General features: G+C 43.8%; 23 protein-coding genes. 10 read left to right on the top strand and 13 right to left on the bottom strand.

Annotated elements, in window-relative coordinates; genetic code table 11:
• Positions 1 to 18 precede the first annotated feature (18 nt).
• From LQZ07_RS09245 to LQZ07_RS09215, 7 genes are all read right to left on the bottom strand, one after another.
• Positions 19 to 1,455 carry a hypothetical protein gene (locus tag LQZ07_RS09245; RefSeq protein ID WP_152779414.1) on the bottom strand — a complete coding sequence of 479 codons (1,437 nt, stop codon included), beginning with the start codon at positions 1,453 to 1,455 and terminating at the stop codon, positions 19 to 21.
• 362 nt (positions 1,456 to 1,817) lie between these two features.
• On the bottom strand, positions 1,818 to 2,777 hold the full coding sequence (locus tag LQZ07_RS09240) for a sensor domain-containing diguanylate cyclase (protein WP_152779416.1): 960 nt from the start codon (positions 2,775 to 2,777) through the stop codon (positions 1,818 to 1,820).
• A gap of 218 nt (positions 2,778 to 2,995) precedes the next feature.
• Positions 2,996 to 3,931, bottom strand: a complete 936-nt coding sequence (locus tag LQZ07_RS09235; protein WP_194164046.1) for an alpha/beta fold hydrolase — start codon at positions 3,929 to 3,931, stop codon at positions 2,996 to 2,998.
• Between the two features lie 160 nt (positions 3,932 to 4,091).
• Positions 4,092 to 4,772 carry a tetratricopeptide repeat protein gene (locus LQZ07_RS09230; protein ID WP_016402813.1) on the bottom strand — a complete coding sequence of 227 codons (681 nt, stop codon included), beginning with the start codon at positions 4,770 to 4,772 and terminating at the stop codon, positions 4,092 to 4,094.
• Positions 4,773 to 4,973: 201 nt separating this feature from the next.
• A complete protein-coding gene (locus LQZ07_RS09225) occupies positions 4,974 to 6,143 on the bottom strand; it encodes a glycerophosphodiester phosphodiesterase family protein (protein WP_152779420.1) in 1,170 nt (389 codons plus the stop codon).
• A gap of 224 nt (positions 6,144 to 6,367) precedes the next feature.
• The gene (locus LQZ07_RS09220) at positions 6,368 to 7,015 is read right to left on the bottom strand and encodes a tetratricopeptide repeat protein (protein WP_194164047.1); all 648 of its coding nucleotides are present in this window, start codon (positions 7,013 to 7,015) and stop codon (positions 6,368 to 6,370) included.
• Between the two features lie 211 nt (positions 7,016 to 7,226).
• Entirely contained in the window at positions 7,227 to 8,222 is a 996-nt protein-coding gene (locus LQZ07_RS09215) for an AraC family transcriptional regulator (protein ID WP_152779424.1), read from the bottom strand.
• 166 nt (positions 8,223 to 8,388) lie between these two features.
• On the opposite strand from LQZ07_RS09215, the gene LQZ07_RS09210 reads away from it, so the two are divergent.
• Entirely contained in the window at positions 8,389 to 8,958 is a 570-nt protein-coding gene (locus LQZ07_RS09210) for a YSC84-related protein (RefSeq protein WP_152779426.1), read from the top strand.
• A 230-nt stretch (positions 8,959 to 9,188) separates the two neighbouring features.
• On the opposite strand, the gene LQZ07_RS09205 is transcribed toward LQZ07_RS09210, so the two are convergent.
• The 4 genes from LQZ07_RS09205 to LQZ07_RS09190 all read right to left on the bottom strand — a co-directional run bounded on the left by LQZ07_RS09205 (position 9,189) and on the right by LQZ07_RS09190 (position 11,461).
• A complete protein-coding gene (locus tag LQZ07_RS09205) occupies positions 9,189 to 9,614 on the bottom strand; it encodes an N-acetyltransferase (protein WP_152779427.1) in 426 nt (141 codons plus the stop codon).
• Between the two features lie 110 nt (positions 9,615 to 9,724).
• Positions 9,725 to 10,186, bottom strand: a complete 462-nt coding sequence (locus tag LQZ07_RS09200) for a hypothetical protein (protein ID WP_152779429.1) — start codon at positions 10,184 to 10,186, stop codon at positions 9,725 to 9,727.
• 123 nt (positions 10,187 to 10,309) lie between these two features.
• Complete coding sequence (locus tag LQZ07_RS09195; protein WP_040307408.1) at positions 10,310 to 10,990, bottom strand: YafY family protein; 681 nt, start codon at positions 10,988 to 10,990, stop codon at positions 10,310 to 10,312.
• Positions 10,991 to 11,077: 87 nt separating this feature from the next.
• Complete coding sequence (locus LQZ07_RS09190) at positions 11,078 to 11,461, bottom strand: VOC family protein (protein ID WP_016402805.1); 384 nt, start codon at positions 11,459 to 11,461, stop codon at positions 11,078 to 11,080.
• Positions 11,462 to 11,710: 249 nt separating this feature from the next.
• Between LQZ07_RS09190 and LQZ07_RS09185 the strand changes: the two genes are divergently transcribed.
• From LQZ07_RS09185 to LQZ07_RS09165, 5 genes are all read left to right on the top strand, one after another.
• Positions 11,711 to 14,116, top strand: coding sequence for a M48 family metallopeptidase (locus tag LQZ07_RS09185; protein ID WP_152779431.1), 2,406 nt, complete (start codon positions 11,711 to 11,713; stop codon positions 14,114 to 14,116).
• 582 nt (positions 14,117 to 14,698) lie between these two features.
• The gene (locus LQZ07_RS09180; protein WP_152779433.1) at positions 14,699 to 15,523 is read left to right on the top strand and encodes an AraC family transcriptional regulator; all 825 of its coding nucleotides are present in this window, start codon (positions 14,699 to 14,701) and stop codon (positions 15,521 to 15,523) included.
• Between the two features lie 35 nt (positions 15,524 to 15,558).
• Entirely contained in the window at positions 15,559 to 16,281 is a 723-nt protein-coding gene (locus LQZ07_RS09175; RefSeq protein ID WP_249483612.1) for an AzlC family ABC transporter permease, read from the top strand.
• A complete protein-coding gene (locus LQZ07_RS09170) occupies positions 16,278 to 16,580 on the top strand; it encodes an AzlD domain-containing protein (RefSeq protein WP_152779435.1) in 303 nt (100 codons plus the stop codon). Before LQZ07_RS09175 ends, LQZ07_RS09170 begins: the two co-directional genes overlap by 4 nt.
• 267 nt (positions 16,581 to 16,847) lie before the next feature.
• On the top strand, positions 16,848 to 18,845 hold the full coding sequence (locus tag LQZ07_RS09165; protein ID WP_152779437.1) for a BCCT family transporter: 1,998 nt from the start codon (positions 16,848 to 16,850) through the stop codon (positions 18,843 to 18,845).
• A 66-nt stretch (positions 18,846 to 18,911) separates the two neighbouring features.
• Here the strand turns inward: LQZ07_RS09165 and LQZ07_RS09160 are convergent, their stop codons facing one another.
• Complete coding sequence (locus tag LQZ07_RS09160) at positions 18,912 to 19,292, bottom strand: STAS/SEC14 domain-containing protein (RefSeq protein WP_152779438.1); 381 nt, start codon at positions 19,290 to 19,292, stop codon at positions 18,912 to 18,914.
• A gap of 130 nt (positions 19,293 to 19,422) precedes the next feature.
• On the opposite strand from LQZ07_RS09160, the gene LQZ07_RS09155 reads away from it, so the two are divergent.
• Positions 19,423 to 19,833 carry a ribosome recycling factor family protein gene (locus tag LQZ07_RS09155; protein ID WP_227981087.1) on the top strand — a complete coding sequence of 137 codons (411 nt, stop codon included), beginning with the start codon at positions 19,423 to 19,425 and terminating at the stop codon, positions 19,831 to 19,833.
• Between the two features lie 53 nt (positions 19,834 to 19,886).
• Here LQZ07_RS09155 and LQZ07_RS09150 read toward each other — a convergent pair whose 3' ends face one another.
• Positions 19,887 to 22,865, bottom strand: a complete 2,979-nt coding sequence (locus LQZ07_RS09150; protein ID WP_152779440.1) for a carbohydrate-binding protein — start codon at positions 22,863 to 22,865, stop codon at positions 19,887 to 19,889.
• 598 nt (positions 22,866 to 23,463) lie between these two features.
• Between LQZ07_RS09150 and yiaY the strand changes: the two genes are divergently transcribed.
• From yiaY to LQZ07_RS09135, 3 genes are all read left to right on the top strand, one after another.
• Positions 23,464 to 24,612: an L-threonine dehydrogenase gene (gene yiaY / locus LQZ07_RS09145; RefSeq protein WP_152779442.1), complete on the top strand. Its 1,149-nt coding sequence runs from the start codon at positions 23,464 to 23,466 to the stop codon at positions 24,610 to 24,612.
• Between the two features lie 188 nt (positions 24,613 to 24,800).
• Positions 24,801 to 25,658 (top strand): AraC family transcriptional regulator, encoded by an 858-nt coding sequence (locus LQZ07_RS09140; protein ID WP_152779444.1) that lies wholly within the window; start codon positions 24,801 to 24,803, stop codon positions 25,656 to 25,658.
• Between the two features lie 132 nt (positions 25,659 to 25,790).
• Positions 25,791 to 26,150 carry a nuclear transport factor 2 family protein gene (locus tag LQZ07_RS09135; RefSeq protein WP_152779446.1) on the top strand — a complete coding sequence of 120 codons (360 nt, stop codon included), beginning with the start codon at positions 25,791 to 25,793 and terminating at the stop codon, positions 26,148 to 26,150.
• The last annotated feature ends 42 nt before the right edge of the window (positions 26,151 to 26,192 follow it).

The raw sequence follows: 26,192 nt of genomic DNA, 5'->3' as shown, positions 1-26,192 counted from the left end.
TTTCTACTTTAGCTAAGCCTATTGGCAAGTATAACCTGATACAACGTTACCGTTTTTGTCGTAGTACTGCGGTGCATTGCCTGTGCCGTTAAACGAGCTTTGGTTGTAACGAATATTGCTGTTAGTACCGCGTGCAGTGCTAGTACTTAAACCACAAGGCACATTGTAAAAAGACGCCGTTACTTGGTAAGGGTTACGCGTTGTAAACTGCGAAGCATTGTTGTCTTCAACCACTAAGTTAGAGAAGCCAAAGGCTAAAATGGTGTTCTCACCCGTTCCTTTAAAGATGTTTCTAACCAACGTAATGTTGCTGCTAGCTTGAGCATGGTTTAACGGGGCGTGGTGATCTTGAAAGGCCAATACGTTAATACCCGTAGCAAAGTTGCCTGAAGCACCCACGGTAATAGTATTGCTGTCTACCACAATATCGCGGCTGTTATGTTCAACATTGATGCCTGCTGTGAAGTTGTTCTCGATATCGTCAGACGAGTTAATGTCATCTTCTGTTGTACTCACTGTGTTACCCGCAACAGTAACATTAGCCACAGTAGCCAAAGCAATGCCAAACTCGTTGGCTCCCTCTACGGTGTTTGAGTTAACTTGCGAGCCATTGGCAAACACGACCGGTTTATCACTAAACTGAGCGCGGGCTGCTGCATCAAAAAACGGAATATTGGTAAAGCTTGGCGGCACGTAAACCCCGTCGTTACCTGCATCTACAGAGATCCCTAAACGCACTCGATTACCACGAATACGGTTATTTGAAATGTTTAGTGTTCCGCCGTTAAGCACTACGTTGTTGGCACTTACATTCCACACGTTGTATACCCGGCCAACATCTCGTAGCAGCTCTACGCTGCGATTCACTTTAATAAAGTCATTGTTGGTAATCGACAAATTACGTGGAATTAAACCAGAAGACGCAACGCCAACAGCGGTGTTTTCAAAGGTATTGTTTTCGATGGTGATGTTAGCAATTTGCTGGTAAGCGTCTTCGTAAGGAATGTTTATTAAGCGCACATTTGAGTGGTCGTTCCCTGCTTCACTGGCCACTTGGGTATTAGTGTTTTGGCCTTTCTCATCAATTAGCAGCAAATTACGAATAGTCACATTCGAGCTTTGAATATTAAACAAAGGTTGAAAACCGTCGTCAGAAGTACGAATGATACGGCTTACGCGAAACCCAGCTGCACCTTGAATAGTTACCGGAGTTTGAATATCAATTTGCTGATCGGTAAATATGCTGCCTTGAATGGTAATAACATCTACGCCGGTGCCGTTGTTGGCTGCATCTTGCAAACGTGCACTTAACTGGCTGGCATTGCTGGCAGTATAGTTAGCGGCATTTGCGCCGCTAGCCAAAGCAACGGTTGCTAGAACCGCAATGGCCGAAGGCTTTAACAAAGCCACTAATGATGATGAAACCTTCCTTGAAGCTTGGTGGCGCTTTAACATGAACTGCATCTCCTTGAGTTAAATTCAAGGCAAAGCTAACACCACACATCAACAAATAAAACACAATTGGATTACCAATCTGATCTTTTATTAACCTGTCTGCATAAATTTTTATTTGTCTATTGCATTAAAAAATCTGAGACAAGGATCACTATAAAAATCTAAAAACAATGCCAAGAAAAGCCTTTCTTTGGCGATTAAAGCTGCATTAAGCCAGCTTTAAAACAATAACACTTTACATTTTTAAGAGGTAATACCAGAGGAGTCGCGTTAGAGATCGACAAAACATTCAAACATATTGATTTAATAAAAACCGAATGTTTAACAATCAAACAAGAAATTGGTTAACCGCGAGGATATTTCTAGCGCTGGCAACTTTTATGACGATACATTAACTGGTCAGCTTGCTCTAACGCGCTGTCGATAGAAGGATATTGAGTAAAGTCTACTTCCAACAAACCGTAACTAAAACATAGAGGATAAGCGAGCTTATGCTGCTTGGCAGCTGCACTAAGATCGCTGGCGAATCGTTGTAGTATTTCGGTCGCATCCGCTTCGTTGGTATCGGTAAACATTACTACAAACTCATCGCCGCCCATGCGGGCAAACAGATCAGACTCTCGAAATGAAACACGCATTTGCTCGGCAAATAAACGTAAGGCATTGTCACCTTCAGCATGACCGTATTGATCGTTAATGGGTTTAAACTGGTCTAAATCCATATAGGCAATAGTAAGCGGAATAACTTGCCTGCGGCACATGGCGAACGAGTAATGTGCTAGCTTCATAAAGCCACGACGATTAGAGATGTTGGTTAACTCATCGGTAATCGCCATTTGCAGTGCAGCCAGTTCTTGCTCCACCATTACCGCTAAATCATCCAATGCAATGAGGTCATCTTTAGTTAGGCTTTTTGGCTTAGTATCGATAATGCACAAGGTGCCCAGCTTCTCTCCATCTGGAGTAGTAAGTGGGTGTCCGGCATAAAAGCGGATGTGCGGGTAGCCTGTTACCAGTGGGTTATCGGCAAAGCGCGGATCTGCTAGGGCATCTTCAATTTGAAAGGTATCGTCACCTAAAATGGCGTGACCGCAAAAAGAGATGTCACGAGGCGTTTCACTGGCATCTACACCAAAGCATGATTTAAACCATTGGCGGTTTTCATCAACCAAACTCACTAAAGCAATTGGCACATCAAATAGCCGTTTGGCCATTCGAGTAATCCGATCAAAACGCTCTTCTGGCATCGTATCCAAAATATCGAGATCTTTTAAAGCTTTAAGGCGACTTGCTTCGCCAATAGGTGTACTTGGTGCTTGCATAGCTAACTTCTAGTAGGGCAAAAAGTAAACTATAAGTTGATAAATCAACACCATAGAAACTTTGTTGCCGTTAACAAATGTTCAAATTTAGTATCTATGGCAATGCTGTAAATGGCAAGTTTATAAATAACAAATGTATCTTTATTCGATAACAAAAGTATAAGAGAAGGCGCTCTGACAGCGCCTTCTATAACGAGATAAATAAACCAGCTTGGTGGCTATTTAAGCTTATTGATAGATGCTAAAAATGTGGCAATGTGCTGATTAACTTGCTCGCTATATTCATACTGCAAAGCGTGTCCTGCCCCTTCAACGGTGACTAGCTGACAATGCTCGCCTAAGGCTTTTTGAACACCCTGCGCTTGGCGATATGGCAATACTTTATCGGCATCGCCCCACACAACCAAGCTAGGTATATTAGTTTTAGCGACTGCAAGATAAGCGTCTAGCATTGGCTCTTGCATCAAACCTCTTACGGTTGCCAACATCGCTTTTCGATAGCCCTTGTAGCGCATTTGAGGCTCGAATTGTGCCACCCAATCAAGTGCTTTTTCTAGGTTAGATAAATCGTCTAACTGTCGTTTAGGCAAACTAGGTATAACAAAGCTATAGGCCACATATTCACCGATAATCGGTATAGGCAAAGGCGCAATTTTGGGAGTGGTAGTTAAAGGTGCAAGTAAGATAAGCCCTGCGACTTTTTCAGGATACAATTCAGCAAACCTTACGCTAATCGCCCCGCCCATAGATAAACCTGCTAAATACACCGGTTCATCTATTTGCTGATCATCAAGCAACTCCTTTATTTGCTCCACAAACAGCTGCCGAGTATAAGCAGTATTTGGCCTAGCCGAATAACCTCGCCCATATAGATCAACGCTAATCACCTGATAGCCCTGCTTAAGTAGACTATTAACGTTACGTTCCCAAACATAAGAAAATGCAGAGAACCCATGAATTAGCACAACAACAGGCGCAGTGCGTTGCCCCTCTCGATGAAAGTGAACTAAACCATGACTAAGTTGTACGTGTTTTCCGGGAAGGTCGTCGGCGTCAATATCGGCAATTTCAAACACTTCTTGATTGCGATAAAAGGGTAAGGCAAGGGCTGCCACTAGCAGCAAAAATAACAAAAACTCTATTAAATATAGCATCGTCATTCCTCCACTTAAGGGGTAGTTCAACTATACAATAAAGCACTGTAAAAAGGAGTTAGTATTGACGAATATTTGACCGACTTAACCTTCAATCAATACCAACTCATTATTATTGTGATGACAGTGAGTTCATCTAAGATTTAGTAGTGCATTACGCCTACCAAGGCACCTCGATGCCCATTTCTTTAATTAATCGATCTACTTCTTTCCAAGCCGCTTTTTTTTGCGTCATGTCTAGCTCTTCGCCGATTAAGAAGTCGCGATCGCCAGGTGCATTACCATGGCCTAACAGCGCAGCAATCGACATCCACACATAGGCTTGCTCTGGATCTTCATCCATGTTTTCGCCTTCGAAGTAATACAAACCTAATAGGTAAGCAGCTTCTTGGTGTTTGTTTAATGCAGCTTGGTTATACCAAAACTCGGCTTTGCCAAAATCTTGCTCGGTGCCTACGCCATTCCAAAAGTTTTCTGCTAACAGAAATTGCGCTTCTGCATCTTGCTGCTTAGCAGCAACCATTAGCCACTCAACCGCCAGCTCAGGCTTACTGCCTTGGCTAGTTAAGCCCTCTTGGTATAACACTGCAGCTTGCGTCATAGCAGCTACATTGCCTGCTTTGGCAGCTTTTAAATATTCTGCCAAGGCTGCATCGTAGTTTTGCTCTACGCCGTCACCGTGGTGTAGTTGCTGAGCACGAGTAAACTCTTGCTCGCCACACACGCCGCTACATACAACTGCGGCTGGAGTTTCACTAGTACTAGTTTGATTGTTGCTGCTACAGCCAACGATAAACGCGGCGGCAATACAACTTGCTAAACAATAAACTGATTTTTTCATTATTATTCCTTTGTTGACCACTGCCTAATGACCAAAGAAGGCAGCGGCAGCAACGCTACCACACAATCGCTCGAAGAAAATAGTGAATAATTATTTTGTTGCGATTAATCAATTGCAGGGGAAATACAGATAAAAGTGCTATTGCGATCACAAAGTTGCTGCTAATACGCATTAACAGCAACAGTTCGATGAATATAGTGACTATTTTATGCAGTTATCGAAGAAGGTCACAGTGGCTGGCCAATCAGAAAATACGCCAACTAACTCAAGATCTTTTTTAAGTACATTAAGTACTTCAAATTCATGCATAGAGGTGTACTTGCGCTCGATGGTCCAAGTAATTAAATCTAAACCCGCTTCTTTTAGCTGCTTGGCATAGTCAGTAGCAACTACTGCTCCATCTTGCTCTTCAACAAGCGCAGTATAAATGGGCGCAACAATATTGATGTTTTTAGCGGCAATTTCTGTTGGGCTAGGCACACCATCAAGCAAGTAAATAAGGTAAACGGCTTGCTCCCCAAACTCTGGGGTGTTGGCAACCCAGTATTCAACGTCGTCAATTGAGAAAGATTGAGCGTAAACCTCGCTAGGCTCAATGCCTGCTTCAATGTATTCATCAATCATTTTTTGGGCAAATTCTTGCTGGGTAATCCCTGCTGCTGCTAAGTCTTGCGCGGCTGGTGTTTTAAGCTCTGGCGTCATTTTTACGCCTAGTTCCTTAAACAGCGCAATGCTTTCTTTATGCGACATTAATGTGCCAACCTCAGCGTAAAGATCGGTACGGAAACTTGGCGTTGCGTCCATGTATTCTTCAACGGTGGTTGCTTGTTTATTAGCCGCGTCCATTTTACCGGTTAGGCTTTTATATTCAGCCAAGGTAAAGTCTGAGGTACGGCACTCAGCAGTGGCCTCTACGCCATTAGCAGTGTCTGCCGGAGTGAAGGGGACTGAACATTTAGCAGCTAACTCTGGCACTGCCAGTACGTTGGTGGTGGTGTGTAAATCGGCATGTGAGTGGCGACAAACTAGTTCGCCATCTTTAGTAAAGGCTACATCACACTCAAGCACACCTGCTCCCATACGCGCGGCAGCCATATAGCTTTCTTTGGTATGCTCTGGGAACATCAGTGGCGCGCCACGGTGACCAATAGAGAAGTCACTTACGCTGTAAGTTGTCATGTCATCTACACACGCTTGCAAGCTTGTTTTTAGCTCTCCGTCGGCGAGCTGATCAACCAAGAATGCTGGACGAGGTCCTAATTGCACTTTTGATATAGCCCCAGTGTTGGCCGCTTGAATAGGATTGTCGTCGCTACAGGCGCTTAATAGTACAAGTGGGCAGAGAAATAGCCCTAGCTGAGAGAATTTCATTGGTTAACGTCCTTATTGTTGGTGAATAACATCGATTTAAGAGCTAACCAGTAAAGATTCATCGGGTGACAAAGTGATGAAAAATTGATGTTAGATTTATATCACAAAGATGAACGGCTTGTAAAAGCAACAAAGCCAGCAATAACTATGCTGGCTTTGTTGATTTTAGGGTCTGTTGATCTTTGCTGATGGTTTTTGCACCAAAGATCAACAGACCCTAGTAACTAGCGATAATCAGGAATGCTTCGATTCCAGGTCACTAACTTTTTATCATTAGCTTTATTGCGCCAATAACTGGCTAAGCGCGGGTTAGGCTCGGTGGCCAAGCCTACTTTATAGTAGTAAGCCAAAGTACTAGCAGCAGGTTTAGAGCCTTTATCAGCAGCCAAACTAAACAGTTCAAAGGCTTTGTTATAGTTTTGCTCAACTCCACGACCGTAATGGTACATACGGGCCAGTGCCCAAATAGCTTGTGGGTTACCCTGCTCGATAGCCTGTTCAAATAAGCGCTGCGCTTTTGCGAAATCTCGCTCACCACTTATTCCATGGTAGTAAAGCAAACCCAATTCACGGCTGGCTGCTGGGTGCATTTCTTGGCTGGCCACTTGATAATAACCAAGTGCCTTAGTTAAATCGGCTGCTTCAAACATACCTCTTGCACTAGCTTTACCTATCCAATAAGCCGACTCTGGTCTGCCTTGCTCTGCTAACTGCTGGTGTAAGTTATAACAACTCTGCTGTTTTTTAAGCTGGGTGCACCAAGCACTTAAACGCTGATCGTCGTTAGTAGCGTTTGGCTTTGCAGAAGCCACAAAGCTATTACTCAAAGCTAGGCTTAGCCCGGCCACACACCAAATAAGTAATTTTTTCATGATTTTCATCCTTGGCTTATTCCGACAACTTAGGAGTTAAACCCACTCCCTTGTGATCTATGTCGCATTTTGTGTGCCAAATATAAAAACCATATATTTCAAAGTAATGACAGAATCTAAATTCCAAATCACACCATAATGAAGCAATAATCACCAAACTGAGTCACCAAATCAGCAATTATGAAAAAGAATAATAAAGAAAACAGATTTATTAATAACCTTGCGCCGATTTACGCCATTGCAGTGGCGTTTGCTTGAACCACTTTTTAAAGCTGCGGATAAAAATGGCCGGTTCTTTAAAACCCAGTTGCAAAGAGATATCTGCAATTGATAGCTGGCTATCAACTAATAAGTCCACTGCCATGGTTTTTCTGGCGTCTTCTAACAAGGTCGAATAACTAGTTCCTTTGGCTTTTAAGCGCTTTTGCAACACTCGAACATGCACTCCAAATAACTCCGCTACATGCTCAATACTGGTGTTTCCATCGTAGATTAATGGCGGCAAAATTTGATAAATAAGATCATCCAAGTCTTCAAGCCGCTGTAAGGTTTCGCTACTTTGTTTACGCAGTGCTTCTGCAGGGTAAACTTGCGCGCCAGTAACGTGGGCCCAACGCTGTTCAAACACAATCGCATTAATCGCTTTATTGTCTTTTACCGGGCAATTAAGAAGTTGGGATAGCTCTTTAGTGTGACTAAAACTATGCATTAACCATACTTCGGTCGCTCGCCACGACTCTCCAAACAATGTTTGGAAGGTTTTAAATAAGTTACACAGCATTGCCCTATGCATAGAGTCACAACTAAGTTGATCAGCAAAACGTAAACTAAATTCGGCTCTAACTAAGTCCCCTTCCTTCACTAAATCTAGGTCAGTTCCGCTCGACTGAGCATTCAAGAATGCCTTCAACATTTGGATCATCGCTTCTAGATTAGGCATGCTTTGAACCGCAATGGCTAATACTCCTTGCTTACGCAAAGGCATCGACAAGCCACAACGTGCGCTGGCCAAAGGCTGTTGACTAGCGCGATCTGCAGCTGTCATTAGTTTTGCCACTTTAAGCTGGCTAATTAAGCCGCTGGTTTGACGCAATAAACTCGGCGAGATATCTGCAGCGGCTAACAGTCGGTGCCTGTCTAAACCTTGCTGCTCCAATATGTCTACAACCCACTTTAAGGCTAGTAACTGAAATTGATATTCCTGCATCTCGCCGCCACTTCCCTATGAACCATAATCATCATTTTTGCACTTGTTCGCAAAATGTCAATTTACCGCCATAGTTTGATTAAAATAGCAGCAAGTTGAAAGGCCGAGTTGTATTTCAGATTGTTAATTTTTGCTGGCCATACCCAGCACATATTTAGGATCAATAATGACAAAATCACTTAAAGCTATTTTCGCCATCGCACTATTAAACATGACTATTAGCATGCCTGCATTTAGTAAAAGCGCAGCAGAAGAACGTGCAGAATCAGACCAAATGGTTCAAGAAACCTTGGTAGACTTTAAAAAGGAAAATAGCGACATTGCCGGTAAAATCAACGGCGCAGTAGGTTACGCAGTATTTAGCAATGCCGGTATCAACTTATTTGTTATCTCTGCTGGCGGCGGCCATGGTGTTGCCATCGACAACCAAAGCGGCAAACGCACTTATATGAATATGGGTGAAGCAGGGGTTGGTTTTGGCGCTGGTGTAAAAGACTTCCGCGCATTGATGATTTTTAACACCCGAGAAGCTTACGACAAGTTTGTAGAATCTGGCTGGTTGTTTGGCGCACAAGCTGACGCATCTGCTAAAGCTGGCGATAAAGGTGGCTCTGCAGAAAGTGAAGGTGCTATTGGAGACGTAACTATCTATCAAATGACCGAAGCTGGCTTATCGTTAGAAGCGACCGTAAAAGGCACTAAGTTTTGGAAAGATAAAGACTTGAACCAAAGCTAGACTTAACTAAGTAAGAAAATAACAAAAAGCTTGGCTCAATTGGCCAAGCTTTTTACTTTCTGCGGCGTCATACCAATCACACTAAGTAAGTGACCAGAAATAGCGCAGGATAAATACTCGAGAATAAGGCGGAATTTTTTGATAAGTAGTTATTCTACAAACAAAAATTCTAACGCAGTTGTCGAGTATTTTAACCAGCTAGAATGAACAGTTATGTAGTACGATTGGTATTAAATACCGGTACTCATGGTGTATTCTGGCAAACCAGTATGTGGGTCTATTTGTTCTTTCACCAAACTAAACCCCTGAGACAAATAGAACTGATAACTAGCGGTGTTTTGCTTATACACCGACAAAGTTAAAACACTGCGCTGTTGCTTGGCATGAGCAATAAGCTGTTTTCCAATACCCTGCCCTTGTGAATCGGGTGCCACAAAAATAGCCGCTATATGCTTTTCATCAAGCGCATAAAACCCAAGTACTTGGTTGTCTTGCTGATATACGTAAGTCTCGGCATTAGGTAGATAGAGATTACGCATATTATCTACTTGCGAATGCCAAAAGCTGGCATCGACAAAATCGTGCGCTTTTATCGAAGCGGCCAGCCATATATTCAATACTGTTTCAGTATCACCTGATTGATAAGGTCGGATCATTGTGAATGCGATATTAGTGACAAGATAAACAATGATACCGCAAACAAACAGAGAAAGGGCATGTCAACTAAATGATAGTTTGATGAAGGTTAAGCTAGCCTCAATTAAATCTACGATTTAGAGGAAAGAATAATAGTGTGTTTTGCCGTCAATGCATTGGTGACAGCAATACTCAAAAGAGTATAGAAAACCGCCCAAGAAAACATGACTGCCAATCCTTGAAAGAATATAGATATAGCCCCAATAGCTCCTAATTGACTAGAGAACCCAATAACTAAAATCATTACAATGCAATGAACTATCGTATTAATTGTCGTTAACGCACCAGCTACTTTTATAGCTTTTTGTGCCTTATCTAGATCAGCTTGATGTCGATGTACTGAGTTTCTATTTTCAAAAGAAATGACGGTATCTTCTGTGCTAACTTTTATGAACCACTTGTCTCCCATTTTCCTACCAACACGCGTTCCTTCTTTTATTTCACTAATCAATTGTTCTTCGGAAACACCTTTCTTTTGAGAATAATCTGAAATTGGCATCATTCCATTTAGCGCTGAAATATCTTCGTTCATTTTAGGTGTCGATATGCAGATAAAGAGTTACTACAGCTTACTAGCTTTAAAAAGAGCTAATTGACTTAAAGGTCATAAAAGAGTTCAAAAGTCTAAGAGTTAACAATGATAAAACATACTAACTTAGTGCCCTTCTTGCTCCATTTTCTCTACAAAGTCATCAAGCTCTTTTCCGGGGCTGTGGCTAAACACCCGTTCTTGATGATGTAATTCGGTAATTCGGTCAACCCGAAAGCTACGAAAATCATCGCGCAATTCGCACCACGCTAGTAAGGTCCAGGTGCCTCGCCAAAAATAAATGGCCAGTGGGCGAATTTCTCGTTTAGTGCAGTCTGCTTTGGCATCTTGGTAGCAAATCTCTAGGTATTCACGCTGTTGCGAAGCAATACGCAAGGGATCTAAGTATTTGAATTGGTCGCTGTCGATGTAAAAATCGGGGGCAAACATTAAAGATTGATAGGCTTGTAGGCGTTGTGGCAATACCGCTTCTACTTTAATCATTGCTTGCTTGGCAGCCGAAGACAGTTCTTTGCCTGCCCAGGTTTGCACCATTCGCATGCCAATTTGAATGGCCTCTAGCTCCGCTTCATTAAACATTAGCGGTGGTACGCTAACTTCTTGGCGCAACAAATAGCCTACGCCAGCTTCTCCTTCAATGGGAATGCCACTTAAACAAAGATCTTGTACGTCACGGTAGATGGTGCGAGTGGACACTTCTAAACGGTCGGCTAAATCTTGGGCAGTGGTGAGTCGCCGCATACGCAGAATTTGTACTATCTGAAAAAGTCTGTCTGCCCGTCTCATAAATCATCCCTGCCAAAGTGCAGAGCAAACACTAGCCCAGCTTTAAAGGCTGAGCTAGCTAAATTTGCTTGCATAACAACGTCGATATTACTGGAACTTAGACCACAGACCTATTTTATTACCTTCACTATCCACAAATAAGGCGAAGTAACCATGCTCGCCATCTTGAATTGCTGTAACAGGCATTAGGATTTGCACGCCCGATTGAGTAATTTTATCAACCAATGGGCTAAGTTTTTCGCTCAAATGCAGATAAACGGTGCTGCCATCCATGCTTGGCTTCATCATTTCATGCTGACATAAACCAAAACTAGCAGCCTCTGGATCTTCGGTTTCTAAAATGGCCATATCCATATCGCCCATATTCTCGCGGCGAAAGGTTAGATCAAAGTGCTCGGCGTAAAACGCTAACGCGCGGTCCATATTGGCAACGGCGATCTCTGCCCATACTAAAGGTGCAACTGCTAACATAACTATCTCCTTGCTGTTACCGGCTAGCCCCCATGGCCAGCCAGTGAGATAACTATAGCCCCCCCCTACTGACAACTACCTGTCAGTAGGGTTTCAGTAGCAGCGTTTTATTTTGTGACCAGTATTCTGCGCTAGCTCGAATAGTTTACAATTAGCTCTGATACCCTAAAGCCAAGCTATTGAATCTGATTAGCTTATTTGCAAAAATTCTGGCGACAAATTTATCACTATAAACACAAGGAAATGTGAGTGGCTAAATATGAGTTAGTGAGTTTAGGCGCTCAAAATGGAAATAATCGCGATAACCATGTGGTACATAGTCTGTGTAAAGCCTTAGATATCACACCCGCTACTGCTCAAAAATACCTAATTGAAGGACATGTCCTTAAAGAGAGCCTGTCACTAAGTTTGGCGAAAAGCCTTGCCGCAGTATTTAGCGAGCATGGCCTACGAGTAGAGCTTAGAGAAATGGCAGTGCTTGAAGCAAACAGCGCTGCACCAACTGCCCCTCATAGCAAGGCTCAACAAAATAGTGCACCTAAACTAAAAGCAGATTTTATTAAACTGCTTAGTGGTGAGTTTCCGCGCTCTAGCGTAAGCCGAGAGTACCGAATTGGCATAGTATGCACGCTACTTATTAGCCTAATTGCTCCGCTTATTTACTTGCTTATGTTAGTGGGTTTAATCAGTTTTTCGGTGTTTTACTTCTCGGTGTTAGTTGAAAACATCGGTGATTTTTCTGGTGGCATTGCTAAGCAATTTCTCCTCGTTGTTCCTTATTTTATTGTTATTGTGCTGTTTCTGTTTTTGCTTAAACCTTTATTTGCCACCTACCAGCAACCCAAACTATATCGCCTACAAGCCAAAAGAGCCCCGGCATTATTCAATCTAGTTGATGTAATGTGCGACAAACTAGCAGTTCCTCGCCCAACAGAAATTTGCTTAGATACCCAAGTAAATGCCTCTGCCGGAGGCCTAGAAGGCTGGCTTAGCCTGCGTAAAGGCGAGTTACGCCTAACCATAGGCATGCCCTTACTAACCGGCATGAATATGCGCCAGTTAAGTGGTATTTTAGCGCACGAGTTCGGCCATTTTGCTCAAACCCAGGCAATGCAAACCCGCTATATTGTGCAAACCGTTAACCATTGGTTTTATAGCCGAGCCTACCAGCCCGACGAATGGGATTTACGCCTACAAAACTGGGCTAAGCAAGAACACATGCCCTTTGTTATGAATATCGCAATTATTGCCGCTCAGCTTTCTATAGGCTTTACTCGGTTCTTTTTTAAAGGCTTGTTTAATCTCAACTTTAAGCTCACTCAATATATGTCTCGCGCAATGGAGTTTGACGCCGACAGCTACGAAAGCCGCTTTGTTGGGAGCGATCAGTTTGAGAACACCGCCATTGAACTGCGTAAGCTAGCCTTAGCTGCCCAAAAAGTAGCGGACATCAATAAACTAGCCTGGAATGACAACAAACTACTGGCGAATATACCGTTGGCGGTCGCTAATTTAGCCAAGCAAACCAGCAAAGCGCAGATGAACAAAATAGAACAGCAAATGCAGCGCACAGACAGCTCAACCTGGGATAGTCACCCTGCAGATAAAGATCGTATTGCTTTTGTTACATCACGAGGCGACCAAGGTATTTTTAAATCTGAATTACCTGCAGCTTTGCTAATAGGTGATATTGACACCTTAAGCGAGTCGGTAAGTGCTTTTTTCTATACTCAGCAAGGCATAAAACAGCCCAGTAAATTTACGGTGAGCAACGACAGCCTAATTGAGAATGAACAACAAAAACAACAAACTGCCGAGTACCTAAAGCAGTTTTTTGGAGAGATCTACAGCGGACGCTTTTTCCATCTCTCCAACCTTGTGGACAATAAACCCAGCGGTTTAAGCGACTGTATCGCGCAGATTAATGCCCAACATCTACAAATCAACAATCAGGAACAGCTCTACTTTAAGCAGCTAGACACCTTGCGTGTCGCCTCTTTAGTAAAGCTTTATTATGAAGCTAACTTAAATATAGCGCCGGAAGAATTTGACCTGCCTGCTAGTAATCGAGTTGATGTAGGTAATTTAATCACCGAATCTACGGCGGCAATAAAGCAACATCAAAATGAATTTAAACCCTTTGATAAGCTGTTACATCACCGCATTATGCTGTGTCGTTCGTTGATGTCGAGCCAACAAAGTGCCCGGCTAGATAGCTTATTAAACGCTCTCCAAGGCATAGCTAAGCTGGAGCCTATTATCAATAACTTAGAGCGTTTTCACTTTATCCTCGATACGCTAATCAAACTAGACGATGAATGGCAATCAAAAATTCATTCTCGACTACTAGCGCAAACAAACTTGTGCGCCTTAGAAACTAAACGTTTAGCCATTGAAGCGAAAAACATTAGCCTGCCGGATCCTAAATACCCTAACTTGGCTGAGTTTTTCGAAGGCTGGAATGGCGGCGTACTGGACTTCTCCCCCACTATTCAACCCTCGCAATATATGTTTATTTGTGAACAGAGTTATAAGGCAGCAAAATACAAACACTATTGGTTATGCGCCGAACTAAGCCAACTATGTATGGAAGTTGAGAGCAGCATCGATACTCAAGCACTAAATGAACCCGCCGATGAGCTCGCCTTAGTTTAGACAATTACCTAATCCAGAGCACAGTTTTCCACCACCAGCAGAGTAACTAGGGCCTGTTGATCTTTGCTGATGGTTTTTACAGCAATTTATTAGCCATTTAGGCAAGGCAGTGAGTGTGAAGTTAAGTGGGCTTAATAATCACTCGCTAACGCTGAATAAATGGCTAAGAAATGCTGCCCGAAGGGTTCAGATAAGCGAACTTTACTCTTCGTTGAACACTTTTCACTTAGCCCACTAGGTTTCAAAGTGCTCGCCGCGATTAAAGCCCGCTTATCTTGAATAAAATTTCAACACCAAAGATCAACACGCCCTAGCACTTACTCAGCAAATTAAGCCCAAAGCGAACAATTTTGTACAAAACCTCCTGCTAAATCTGCGCTATGATGACAGCTTATACCAATCACACTAAGTAAGTGATCAGAAATAGCGCAGGAAAATTGCTCGAGAATAAGGCAGGATTTTTCGATAAGTAGTTATTCTACAATCAAAAATTCTAACGCAGTTATCGAGCATTTTAACCAGTTAGAATGATCAGTTACTTGGTACGATTGGTATTCTTCAGGCAAGTAAGGAGGCAAACCAATGACAAAAGAACAAGCACGTTATCAGCTTGCCGACGAGTTAGGCGGTATAGAAATACTGAATGCCCGCTATCAACAGCAAAACTTTTCGCGGCATAGTCACGAAGGCTACACCATTGGTGTGATTGAAAGCGGCGCGCAACAGTTTTACCGCACCGGTGGCAACCATATAGCCCCGCAAGACAGTATTATTTTGGTGAACGCCGATGAAGTACATACTGGCTGCTCGGCCTCGGAAGGAGGCTGGTCCTATCAGGCTATGTACCCCACTCCTGAACAATTTGAACAACTCAGCCAAAACTTAGGCATTAAGCAACAAGGCGCTCCCTATTTTAGCCAAGCAGTGGTGCAAGACTCGGTGGTTGCGGGCTCTTTACGCGCTACCCTTGCATTGCTGGCTAACTCTAACAATCGTTTACAACGTGAGAGTATGGTTTACGCGAGCTTGAGCTTGTTGATGACTCGGCACGCTAGAACTCGCCCAACAATCACATCTACCCTTAATGAGCGCAATCACCTTAGTTTAGTGAAACAGTTTTTGGATGAGCAGCCTCAAGCTAATGTCTCTCTCAGCGAACTGGCTAAGTTAGTCAATTTAAGCCCTTGTTATTTAGTGAAGCAGTTTGTAAAGCGCTACGGTCTTCCGCCACATGCTTACCAAATTCAAGCGAGATTACGCTTAGCCAAACAACTGTTGCGCCAAGGTAACAAGCAATTGGATGTAGCCTTAGATTGTGGCTTTCATGATCAAAGCCATTTTAGCCGCCACTTTAAACGCGCTTTGGGTGTTTCTCCTGGCCGTTATGCCAAGGAACTTGCAGCTTAGCTGCTGTCTGTCGCTTTACCCTCTCAAGGAAAATTGTGAACACTACAGACTATATAAACCATCTAACTTGGTCTAATAAACTCACCGCATTTGCCAAAGGCACCTTAGCGGTATTACCGCTCACCATTGCCGTTGTGCCTTGGGGAATATTAGCGGGTTCTTATGCAATGGAGGCAGGCCTTAGCCCTTTGCAAAGCCAAGCTATGTCGGCGATTTTATTTGCAGGCTCAGCCCAATTGGTAGCTACCGGCATGTTTAAGCTAGGAGCTGGCCTGTTAAGTATGCTGGTTACCACCATGCTAATTACTTCGCGCCACTTTCTGTACAGCATGGCTATGCGCCCAAAAATTAGTGGCTTACCGCTAAAGTGGCGCCTATTACTGGGTTATTTGCTTACCGATGAATTGTTTGCCATTGCCAATCAAGACAAAGCTGAACGCTTTGATCGCTGGTACGCATTAGGGGGCGGCTTAAGTTTTTATCTTGGTTGGAATATCGCTTCTGCGGTGGGCATTGTGGCTGGCGCAAATATCGAAAACCTAGACAGCTGGGGGCTAGACTTCGCCATTGCCGCTACTTTTATTGCCATTGTTGTGCCAAACATAAAACATGGCTCGGGCTTACTGTGTGTGCTTATCGCTTTAGTAAGTTCGGTAGCGTGTGAACTTCATGCAGTGCCTGGAGGCCTACTCATTTCGGCTCTGCTGGCTATGGGTTTAGCCACAGCTTACGCTAAGTGGCGCGGAGAAGAGCAATGATTTGGTTTACTATTTTATCTATGGCCGCAATTGTGTTTGCCAGCCGTTACCTGTTCTTAGAGCCAAAAATTCCGCTTAGGTTGAACAAGACAACGTTGCAGTTTTTAAGCTACTCAGCCCCTGCAGTGCTAACGGCCATATTTGCTCCGATCGTTTTTATTCAGGATAAAAAGCTGGCTCTGTCTTTCGATAATCCCTATCTATTGGCCGCTATACTCGCTGCGCTATTAGCCTACTTCACCCGTAATGCACTAATAACTACAGTGGTGAGTATGGCAGTGTTTTTCTTTATTCATTAACCATTAGCTAGTGGCAAACACTTTAAGATATCTACAAGGAGGTAGATCAAAGCATAATATAGCAACACTGTGTTAGTGTGCTGGCCTCCAACGCACATGTAAGTTTGGTGTTTTGCTGTGGCTAAATACCAAGGTGCTTTTTTGGCTGTTTACTTGGCATGGTTTGTAACATGCCCAGCTTACACATTTGCAGGCTAACACCTTGCAATGACTAAGCAGTCATCGCGCGTCAGTTGGGCTGAACACGCGAACTAACACAGAGTTTTTATGAATATCACTAGCAAGATAAACCCTCCTGTTTTTTATTCTTCTTTAGTTATAGCCTTGTCCATCGCACTATTTTCAGCAATGTTTCCAGATATTTCTGCAAGCAACTTTAACCAAATACAAACTTGGCTTAGCACCAATGTAAGTTGGATCTACGTGCTATCAGTCGCCATATTCCTAATATTTGTAGTGTGTGTGATGGTAAGTCGCTTAGGCGATATTAAACTTGGGCCTGACCATTCAGAACCCGATTACAGCAACTTATCGTGGTTTTCCATGCTGTTTTCTGCCGGTATGGGAATTGGCTTAATGTTCTTTGGCGTTGCCGAGCCAGTTATGCACTACATGTCACCGCCTTTAGGTGATGCCATGAGCATAGAAGCCGCCAAAGATGCTATGCGTATTAGCTTTTTCCATTGGGGCTTACACGCTTGGGGGGTATATGCAGTAGTTGCGTTATCGTTAGCTTACTTTAGCTACCGCCACAAATTGCCTTTGCTACCACGCTCAGCCCTTTACCCCTTAATTGGAGACAAGATCCATGGCCCTATTGGTCATGCCACCGATACCTTTGCAGTAGTGGGGACCATATTTGGCGTGGCTACTTCACTAGGTTTTGGGGTACAGCAACTTAACGCTGGCCTTCATTACTTATTTGGCTTGCCACAAACCGAGTGGATTCAGCTAGCCCTTGTAGTGATTGTTATTGCACTTGCTACAGTATCGGTGGTACTTGGTTTAAACGGCGGCATTAAGCGCCTTTCAAACCTAAATGTAATTTTGGCATTAGTGCTAATGGTAGCCGTATTGCTATTTGGCCCAACCGAGTTATTACTGCAATCCTATGTGCAGAATACCGGCACCTACATGAGCGAGTTGGTAAGTAGCACCTTTAACCTTTACGCCTACGATAGAAAAGAAGATTGGATTGGCGGTTGGACCTTACTCTACTGGGGTTGGTGGGTGTCTTGGTCGCCATTTGTGGGCACCTTTATTGCCCGCGTATCGCGGGGCCGCTCGATCCGTGAGTTTATTGTTGGCGTATTGTTTATTCCAGCTGGCTTTACCTTCCTATGGATGACCATTTTTGGCAACACCGCAATACACATGATTGCCGGTGATGCTATAAGCTCACTAGCCGTGGCGGTTAACAATGATGTAGCTACGGCTATTTTTGTATTCTTTGAGCAACTCCCCTTATCGTCGGTACTATCACTGATTGCAGCACTGCTAATTACCACATTTTTCATTACTTCTGCCGATTCTGGCGCTTTGGTTATTGATACCATCACTGCCGGCGGCGAGAGCAATACCCCCTTGTGGCAACGTATTTTTTGGACCTCAATGATTGGTTTTATCGCCGCTGCATTATTGTTTGCAGGTGGCTTATCGGCACTACAAACCTTAACCATTGCTTCTGCTTTTCCATTTATGTTTGTATTGCTTTGCTTTTGTTATGGTTTGTTTAAAGCGCTTAAACACGACTACATGCTGCAAAACAGTGTGCAAACTCACAACACTTCGGTGCAGTTTTCTAAAGCCAACATATCTTGGAAAGAGCGCTTAGATGCTTTGCTGGTTCACCCTTTAAAGCCAGAAGCTGAAAGCTTTTTAAGCCAAGTCGCTCGCCCTGCACTCACTCAATTAGTGGAGCAATTTTCAGCCAATGGCTTAAGCGCCAAACTGATAGAAGACAGCGACAAAATTAGGCTAACGATTTACAAAGAAGAAGCTGAAAACTTCGCTTATGGGATCCGTTTACGTCACTTTGTGATGCCAAGTTATGCCGACGAACAACACAACAACTATTACCGAGCCGAGGTATTTTTATTGCAAGGTGGCCAGCAATACGATGTGTTTGGCTATACCGAAGACCAAATCATTGCCGATGTAATTAGCCAATACGAGCGCCACTTACATTTCTTGTATTTAGCTAGTTCAGAAATATTGGAAGAAGAGACTAGCCCTATGCAACAGGCACAACAGCAAAACACCTAATTGCTTAATCCTTATGCCTATAAACCTAACAGCCAGAGCTATGCTCTGGCTGTTAGCCTAGTGTGTTTAGCTTTCTAACCAAACCAACGCGCTTTGCTCGTCTTCAAATACCTGTACTTCACCTGCAATAAACCAATTACCCACTTTTGAAGCCCACTCTAACCACTGTTGATGGCCTAAAATAGCCACTCTTTCAAAATCCTGACCGTGTTTTAAGCCGAGTTTTAAGTCATCCCACGCCGCCCTTAGCTCCCAACCCTCTAGCTCGCTAGCATCAAAAAAAGCGCGTATTTGCGGATGTTCAACCTCTGCTAAGGCTGACTCGAGGATCGGTGTAATGGTTTGATAGTCTTGATGAGTGAGTGTACCGCAGGCTTTAAACGAGACTAATAAGCGCGTTTCTACACGCTCGATGCCCACGGTAATGCCGTGTCTGCGAATCGTCATATTGAGTTCCTTGTTAGTCCAAACTTGCCTTACCAGTATGGTTGAGATTTGCCCACTCTCAAGCCTATATGATCAGTTTTAGGGCCAATAAGCAGCGCTTCACTTGGCGATTGTATTTAAATAGCTTTGAATGCAAAATTCGCCTATGAAAAACAAAGACTTCGCAATCACTGTCGCTCTGCCTTCGCTGATTCATCGCATTGGTGGTGACAATACCAAACAAGCTAAACAGCTGGCATTGGAATCGGCTTGCCAGTTAAAACGAATACGCCGCTCTAGAAACTGGCAGCTAATCGGCGAAGCTTCTGCCCTAAGTGCTTTATCAACACGTATTAATAACCTAGAAAGTGACAATTTTGCTTATTTGCTCACTAAGCTTGAGCTGCGTTTAGCTGCCTACCAAGAGCAGTTAGAACCTAAAAGCGAACGTCTCGCCCGATTAATAAAAGAAAAGCCTAATATCACCTTGGCGGAGCTACTTGAGCAAACCGATTGCTCATTAGCCGAAGCCCGACTAGCCCGTTTTGATGCAGAGCTATAAATAACAAAGCCACAGCATAACGCCGTGGCTTTTTAAGGTTTAAACTAAGCAGATTATTGCTTGGTTAAGGTGAATTTGTCAGCATTCCACTGCCAAGAACCTGCTTCTCCCACTCCCATAATACGAATAGTGTGTTGGCCCTCACTTAAGCTAATGTTGTTGCTCACCAAGTTACTCGCAAATACATCCCAAGAACCGGTATTGGCAATGGCAGAGCTGGCTTGTGACTCACCATCCACCCATACTTCAATGCCAGTATTCGCTAAGTTAGTACCCGCTTCGATGCTCATGCTATAAGTGCCAGCTTGCTCAATAGTTACCAGATAATCGGCATAATCTCCGGCCTGATTAAAGTTAATCGCTGAGCCACCGTTAATAGCATATACCAGAAAACCATCGTAGCTGCCGCCAGTATCAGTAAAGCTTTCGGCTTCAACAGAAATAACTACTTCGCCGGGTGTAGGGTCTGGGTTAGTGGCACCGTTATCGGAATTAGGGGTAAATACCAGCTTGTCGGCATTCCATTGCCAAGCATTATCTGCCCCCACACTGATTAAGCGTAAGGCTTGCTCACCATCAGTGGTTACCACTAAGTTGGCGGTAATCACACGGCTTTGGAAATTATCCCACCCACCGGTTGGGCTAATGCTGCTTACCGCAATGGACTCACCATTTAGTATTAGCTCTGCGCCAGCATCATTCATCGGTGTAGCGGCGTACAAACTTACGCTATAGCTGCCTGCTGCAAGATTTACTGTGTAATCAGCATAATCACCGGTTTGGTTAAAGTTAATGCCTTGCCCACCGGCAATATCATAAACTTCAAAACCACCATTTGCCCCGCCAGTAGCAACAAAGCTTTGAGCTTGTAGCGTTACAGCTGTTGGGTCGGTGCCACCGTCACCAGGATCGGTACCGCCATCACCTGGGTCTGTGCCGCCGTCGCCTGGGTCTGTGCCGCCGTCGCCTGGGTCGGTGCCGCCATCACCTGGGTCGGTGCCACCGTCGCCTGGATCAGTGCCGCCGTCACCCGGGTCTGTGCCACCGTCGCCTGGATCTGTGCCGCCATCACCTGGATCGGTACCGCCGTCGCCGGGGTCAATATCGCCTTCTAATACTTGAACAAAGTGGGCGCGCGCACCATTCCACTGCCAACCAGAGCTGCCCGAACTCATAATCCGCACGGTATGCGTACCAGGCGCTACTTCAAAAGACCCAGCTAAATCGGTTCGTTTATTAACGTTCCAATTTCCAGAGGAAGCAATATCACCACTTAGCACCTCCACACCATCAATGAATATGGTAGCGCCGATGCCGCTGGCGATGTCAGTACCGGCAGAAATACCTGCCATGTAAGTGCCACCACTGCCAAAGTCTACATCAAAGAAGTCGCCATAATCGCCGCGGGTATTAAAGGTAACCACACCATTACCAACACCCCAGCCATAAACGTTATCGTTCTCTACTTCGTCCCCTTCTTTACCAGTAGCGCCATAGTTAACCAGCTCTAAGTCAAAACGCTTACCAATTTGCAGAATATCTGCGGTCACACTAATGGTTTGATTAGGAAGATCTGCATGTGAACCCGTGAAGGTTACACTGCCTGCGGCTTTCGCACTAACCATGCCTGAGCGATTGATATCAGCAATACTAGGGTCGCTAGACAGCCAATTCATTTGCTTGTCGGTAACGTTGCTTGGGGTAAACTGCGGCACCAATACATAAGGAATATCGCTTTGAATCTCGATATGGCTTTGCTTAGCTGCGATACCTTGCAGCGTTACCACTTCAGGTGAGCCACTAACCGGATTCCCCCACTTCTCGCGATATGCTTCAGTGCCGCCATATTCGGCTGCAACTCGGTTTTCACCGGGTTTACCATTTAGGCCATCACCGGTTTTAATGGTTGGGTCCATAAAGTACCGACCGCGCCAGTTTTGCTCTGTTTCATCGTTAGTCCATACCCTCACGTACTCAATTTGGTGAGCAAAATCGAGCTCATTTGCGCTAGGCATGCCAAACCAATCGGGCATGGTTTCGGTATCTAACAGCAAATACAGTGGCGTGTGGTAGTAACGGTTTTTCATTGAACGGATCGGTTTACCGTCAAAGTACCAAGTAATTTCTTCAGGCCCCCAATAAAAACCGTACACATGGAAATCGTCTGCAAAATCAATGTCGGCTTTCCAGTGACCACCGTTTTGATACGCGGTGTACTCATTACCCTCTTCATTCACGTAAGACATTTCTTCGCCCTGGTGAATAAATACCCAAGAGTTCATATTGTAGTAAGGTGCCCACTCTGAGCGACGACCCGATTGCTCGTAAACATCTAGTTCAAGCTTGCTTTTTACATGTCCGGGCTCATTAAACTGCGATAGGTACTCTTTATCTTCCAAGGTTTCGGCATACAACCAAAAACCACTAGAGCCAATGCCCACTTTAGATTTAACTTCAAAGTAGCCATAACGAATAGGGTTTACGTTTTGAACACTGGCCGAAGTCCAGCCGTAGTACCATTCGTTCCAAAACCCATGTGGAGTATAAGACTCATCATTGGCAATACTTAGGTGCAGTTTACCGCCTTCTTGCTTCACATTTTTAGGAGCAAAAACAGCAGGCGCTCGGCCACCCCATATATGGTTGTTAGGCAACCATTTGCCATTTTCTTTACCCATCAAGTTGTATTCATTGAACTGCGGGCTATCAAACTCATCGCTGAGTTCTTCAACCATCGTCCAGCCACCTTGGTTAGTTAAATCAGATAATGGGTAGTTTTGATGTTCTGGGCTGGTGCGCTTAATTGCATCAGCTGGATCCCAAGGTGATAGGCCGTTCCCTGGCACTTGTTCGGGTTCTTCATAAGCTTCTTCTACTAGCTGGCCATCAACATCATAGTAGCTATCGGGGTATTGATGGAAAGAGCCTTCCCAAGGTGTATAAATTGCCTGTACCGGTGCACTGCTAAAAGCCAACGCTAGCGCGCTCGACATAGCCAGTGCAATTGGCGACTTAGGCCATTGTGTAGACATGATTTTCGTCCTTAAATATCACCGCTTCTTTTATGCGGTATAAATGAATAGTGCACACTTACGCAGCACCGATTAGCTCACCCGAAAGTGAGATCAGTTAGCACTAAACCGGTAGCTCAATGGGTAGCTACCGAAGAACGATGTATTTAGGAAGAACTATGCAAGCTTGGTGAATATCCACCCAGATTGAAAAGCTAGTTGACCTGTTACTATGTTATTTTTGTTTTATGCTGAGCTTAATAAACACCACTTGAAAGCGATATCAAATCACCAGCAATGACCTTTTTACCAACAATTATTTATTTTATGAACAAAAATATTAATAAGATTTTATAGAATAAAAATTCATATATATTATTAAATTAGCAGTATATATATGATGAAAATATGAAGAGTCACTACTGAGCATACAAAACCCTACGTGAAGACGCCCATCACATTTTACAAAGGTTTTGTTGCTCGCAAACCTGTTCTCAAAGCCCTTACTAAAAAACGAGCTACTTTTTTAAAAGCTGAGCTAGTTGCAAATTCGGCCTGTTGTTAGCATCCATTTCCAGAAGATCATAAAACAATCCAATAACTTTTGTGGAGCTATATCATGCCAAGTACTTTCTATATTCCAGCAATAAACCTAATGGGTGCAGGCTGCCTTTCTGAAGCTGTAGTTAATATTAAAGCATCTGGTTTTAAGAGTGCGTTAATCGTTACCGATGAAGTTCTTAATAAGATAGGCATTGTAGGCAAAGTAGAAACCATGCTTGCTGATGCTGGCGTTTCTGCAGTGGTTTACGATCAAACCAAGCCAAACCCAACAATTACCAATGTTAATGAAGGTTTAGCGCTACTAAAACAAGCCAATTGCGACTGCGTTATCTCTCTTGGCGGTGGTTCTCCACACGATTGTGCAAAAGGCATTGCACTGCTTGCGGCTAACGGCGGCGAAATCAAAGACTACGAAGGCGTAGACCAATCAGAAAAACCACAGCTTCCGCTGATTGCGATCAATACTACAGCGGGCACCGCTTCAGAGATGACACGTTTTTGTATCATTACCGATGAAGCCCGCTACATCAAAATGGCCATCGTTGATAAAAACGTAACCCCGTTACTATCGGTAAATGACCCAGAATTAATGTTAGCTAAACCCGCTTCTTTAACAGCTGCAACTGGTATGGATGCCCTAACCCACGCGATTGAAGCCTATGTTTCAACTGCCGCTACTCCGGTAACTGACGCTGTGGCCATTAAAGCCATTGAAATGATTCAAGCTAACCTACGTACTGCAGTTGCAAACGGTAGTGATCTATCTGCACGTGACAACATGGCCTATGCGCAATTTATGGCTGGCATGGCATTTAACAATGCTTCTCTAGGTTACGTGCACGCTATTGCTCACCAACTAGGTGGTTTTTACGACCTACCACATGGCGTATGTAACGCTATTTTATTGCCACATGTTCAGCAATATAACGCGCAAGTAGTACCAGAGCGCCTTGCCGACGTAGCCAAAGCAATGGGCGTAGACATCGCTGAACTGAGTGCCGAGCAAGCTGCAGAAGCAGGACTTGAAGCGATTCGTCAACTATCAAAAGACGTAAACATACCAGCAGGGCTTGAAGGTTTAGGCGTTAAGGCTGATGACTTTAAAGTACTGGCTGAAAACGCACTCAATGATGCTTGTGGTTTTACTAACCCTAAACAAGCTAGCCATAGTGAAATCGTAGAGATTCTTGCTTCAGCAATGTAACGCAAAATTAGCTTGATGCTTAGGCATCAGCAAAAACAACAAGCGGCGAATTTCTTGGTAACTTCGCCGCTTTTTAGGTTAATCCCCCACCCCATACTACTTTACGCCCGCAATCTGGCTAGGATCAAAAAGCCAATTCAACGATCAGTATATATTTCGCACTCTATTAACCGAGGCAGACGCGAACTATGCACAGAATCAACAATTTTAGTCGGATCGCCGAACACGAATATGCGCTCTCAACAGATAGCCTAAACATGTTGTTTTATGCCTTGCCCAAACACTTTTCTGACCAGTACCGCTCTTACGATGCGCCCCGTTTGTGTACAATTTTAGACGGAGAGAAAAAGGTGAGTGTGAACCAATCAGAGAATTTTGTTTACACAAAAGACCAGTTTATCCTCATTCCTCCGCACGCTAGCGTACACATGACAATGCCAGAATCGACTAAAGCATTGGTATACGAGTTTGGCGACCAAATCATTGACTATGTGGGCCAAAGAGTCGCTGACAACCTGCAATTAGATCCTCCCCAACAATTTAGTGATTCGACCTTTGCACTTAGCGCTTACTCAGAAAGAACAGCGGTACTGCACCAGCGAATTCAAGAGATTTTGCAGGATCAGGATAAGAACATGCGCTTTCTTATCGACCTAACTTGCCAGGAAATGGTCTACGAGTTGATGAAACTTGAAAGCTGTAACGAGATTATTCAGCACCACAAAAACCATCCAATAAATATCGCTATTCGTATCTTTGGCTCTAATGATAACGCCGGTATATCTGTGTCACAGGTGGCCGAAGAAGTAGGAATGTCTTTGTCTAACTTCAGTCAAAAATTTAAGCAAACGACAAAATATACTCCTAAGGAATATATGACTAAGCTGCGACTAAAAAGATCCAAGCTGCACCTAAAGAACATGTCGGTTACAGATACCGCTTTTGAAACAGGGTACGATAATATTTCACACTTCATCCGCCTGTTTAAAAAGGAATATGGTATGACCCCTAAACAGTACCAATTAACAGGGAGAGACCACCATTAAGCACTCTGCTGAATATTAGAGCTTGAATGTTGAAGGTTAGCCAAACGCACCAGTCTAGTAGCTAACATCCATTGCAATTACCCATTAGATTAAACATATTTAATCCCTGTTAACTTCAACAAAGAGATAGCAATGCTACCAAAACAAATCGTTCAACAATGGGTAGATGCCTTTAACCAAGGCGATGCAGATAAAATTGCCGAGTTTTACAGCGAAAACGCGGTAAACCATCAAGTAGCGAATCAACCAGTTGTTGGAAAAGCAGCTATTAAACAAATGTTTAGCAACGAGTTTTCTAATGCTGAAATGGTCTGTATTGTAGAAAACATATTCCAAGATGGTGAGTGGGCAATACTGGAATGGAAAGATCCCATCGGTTTACGAGGATGCGGCTTCTTTCAATTTGAAAACGGCTTAATCGTGTTACAACGCGGCTACTGGGACAAGCTTAGTTTTCTTAAAGCACATAAGCTTCCTATTCCTAGTGAGTAACGCTAAAACGCCTCGAGCTAAAGCCCCATCTTTGCCTTAGCG

This window comes from Agarivorans sp. B2Z047 (genome assembly GCF_023373605.1).
Lineage (GTDB): Bacteria > Pseudomonadota > Gammaproteobacteria > Enterobacterales > Celerinatantimonadaceae > Agarivorans > Agarivorans albus.
This window is presented reverse-complemented; position numbering and strand designations above follow the sequence as displayed.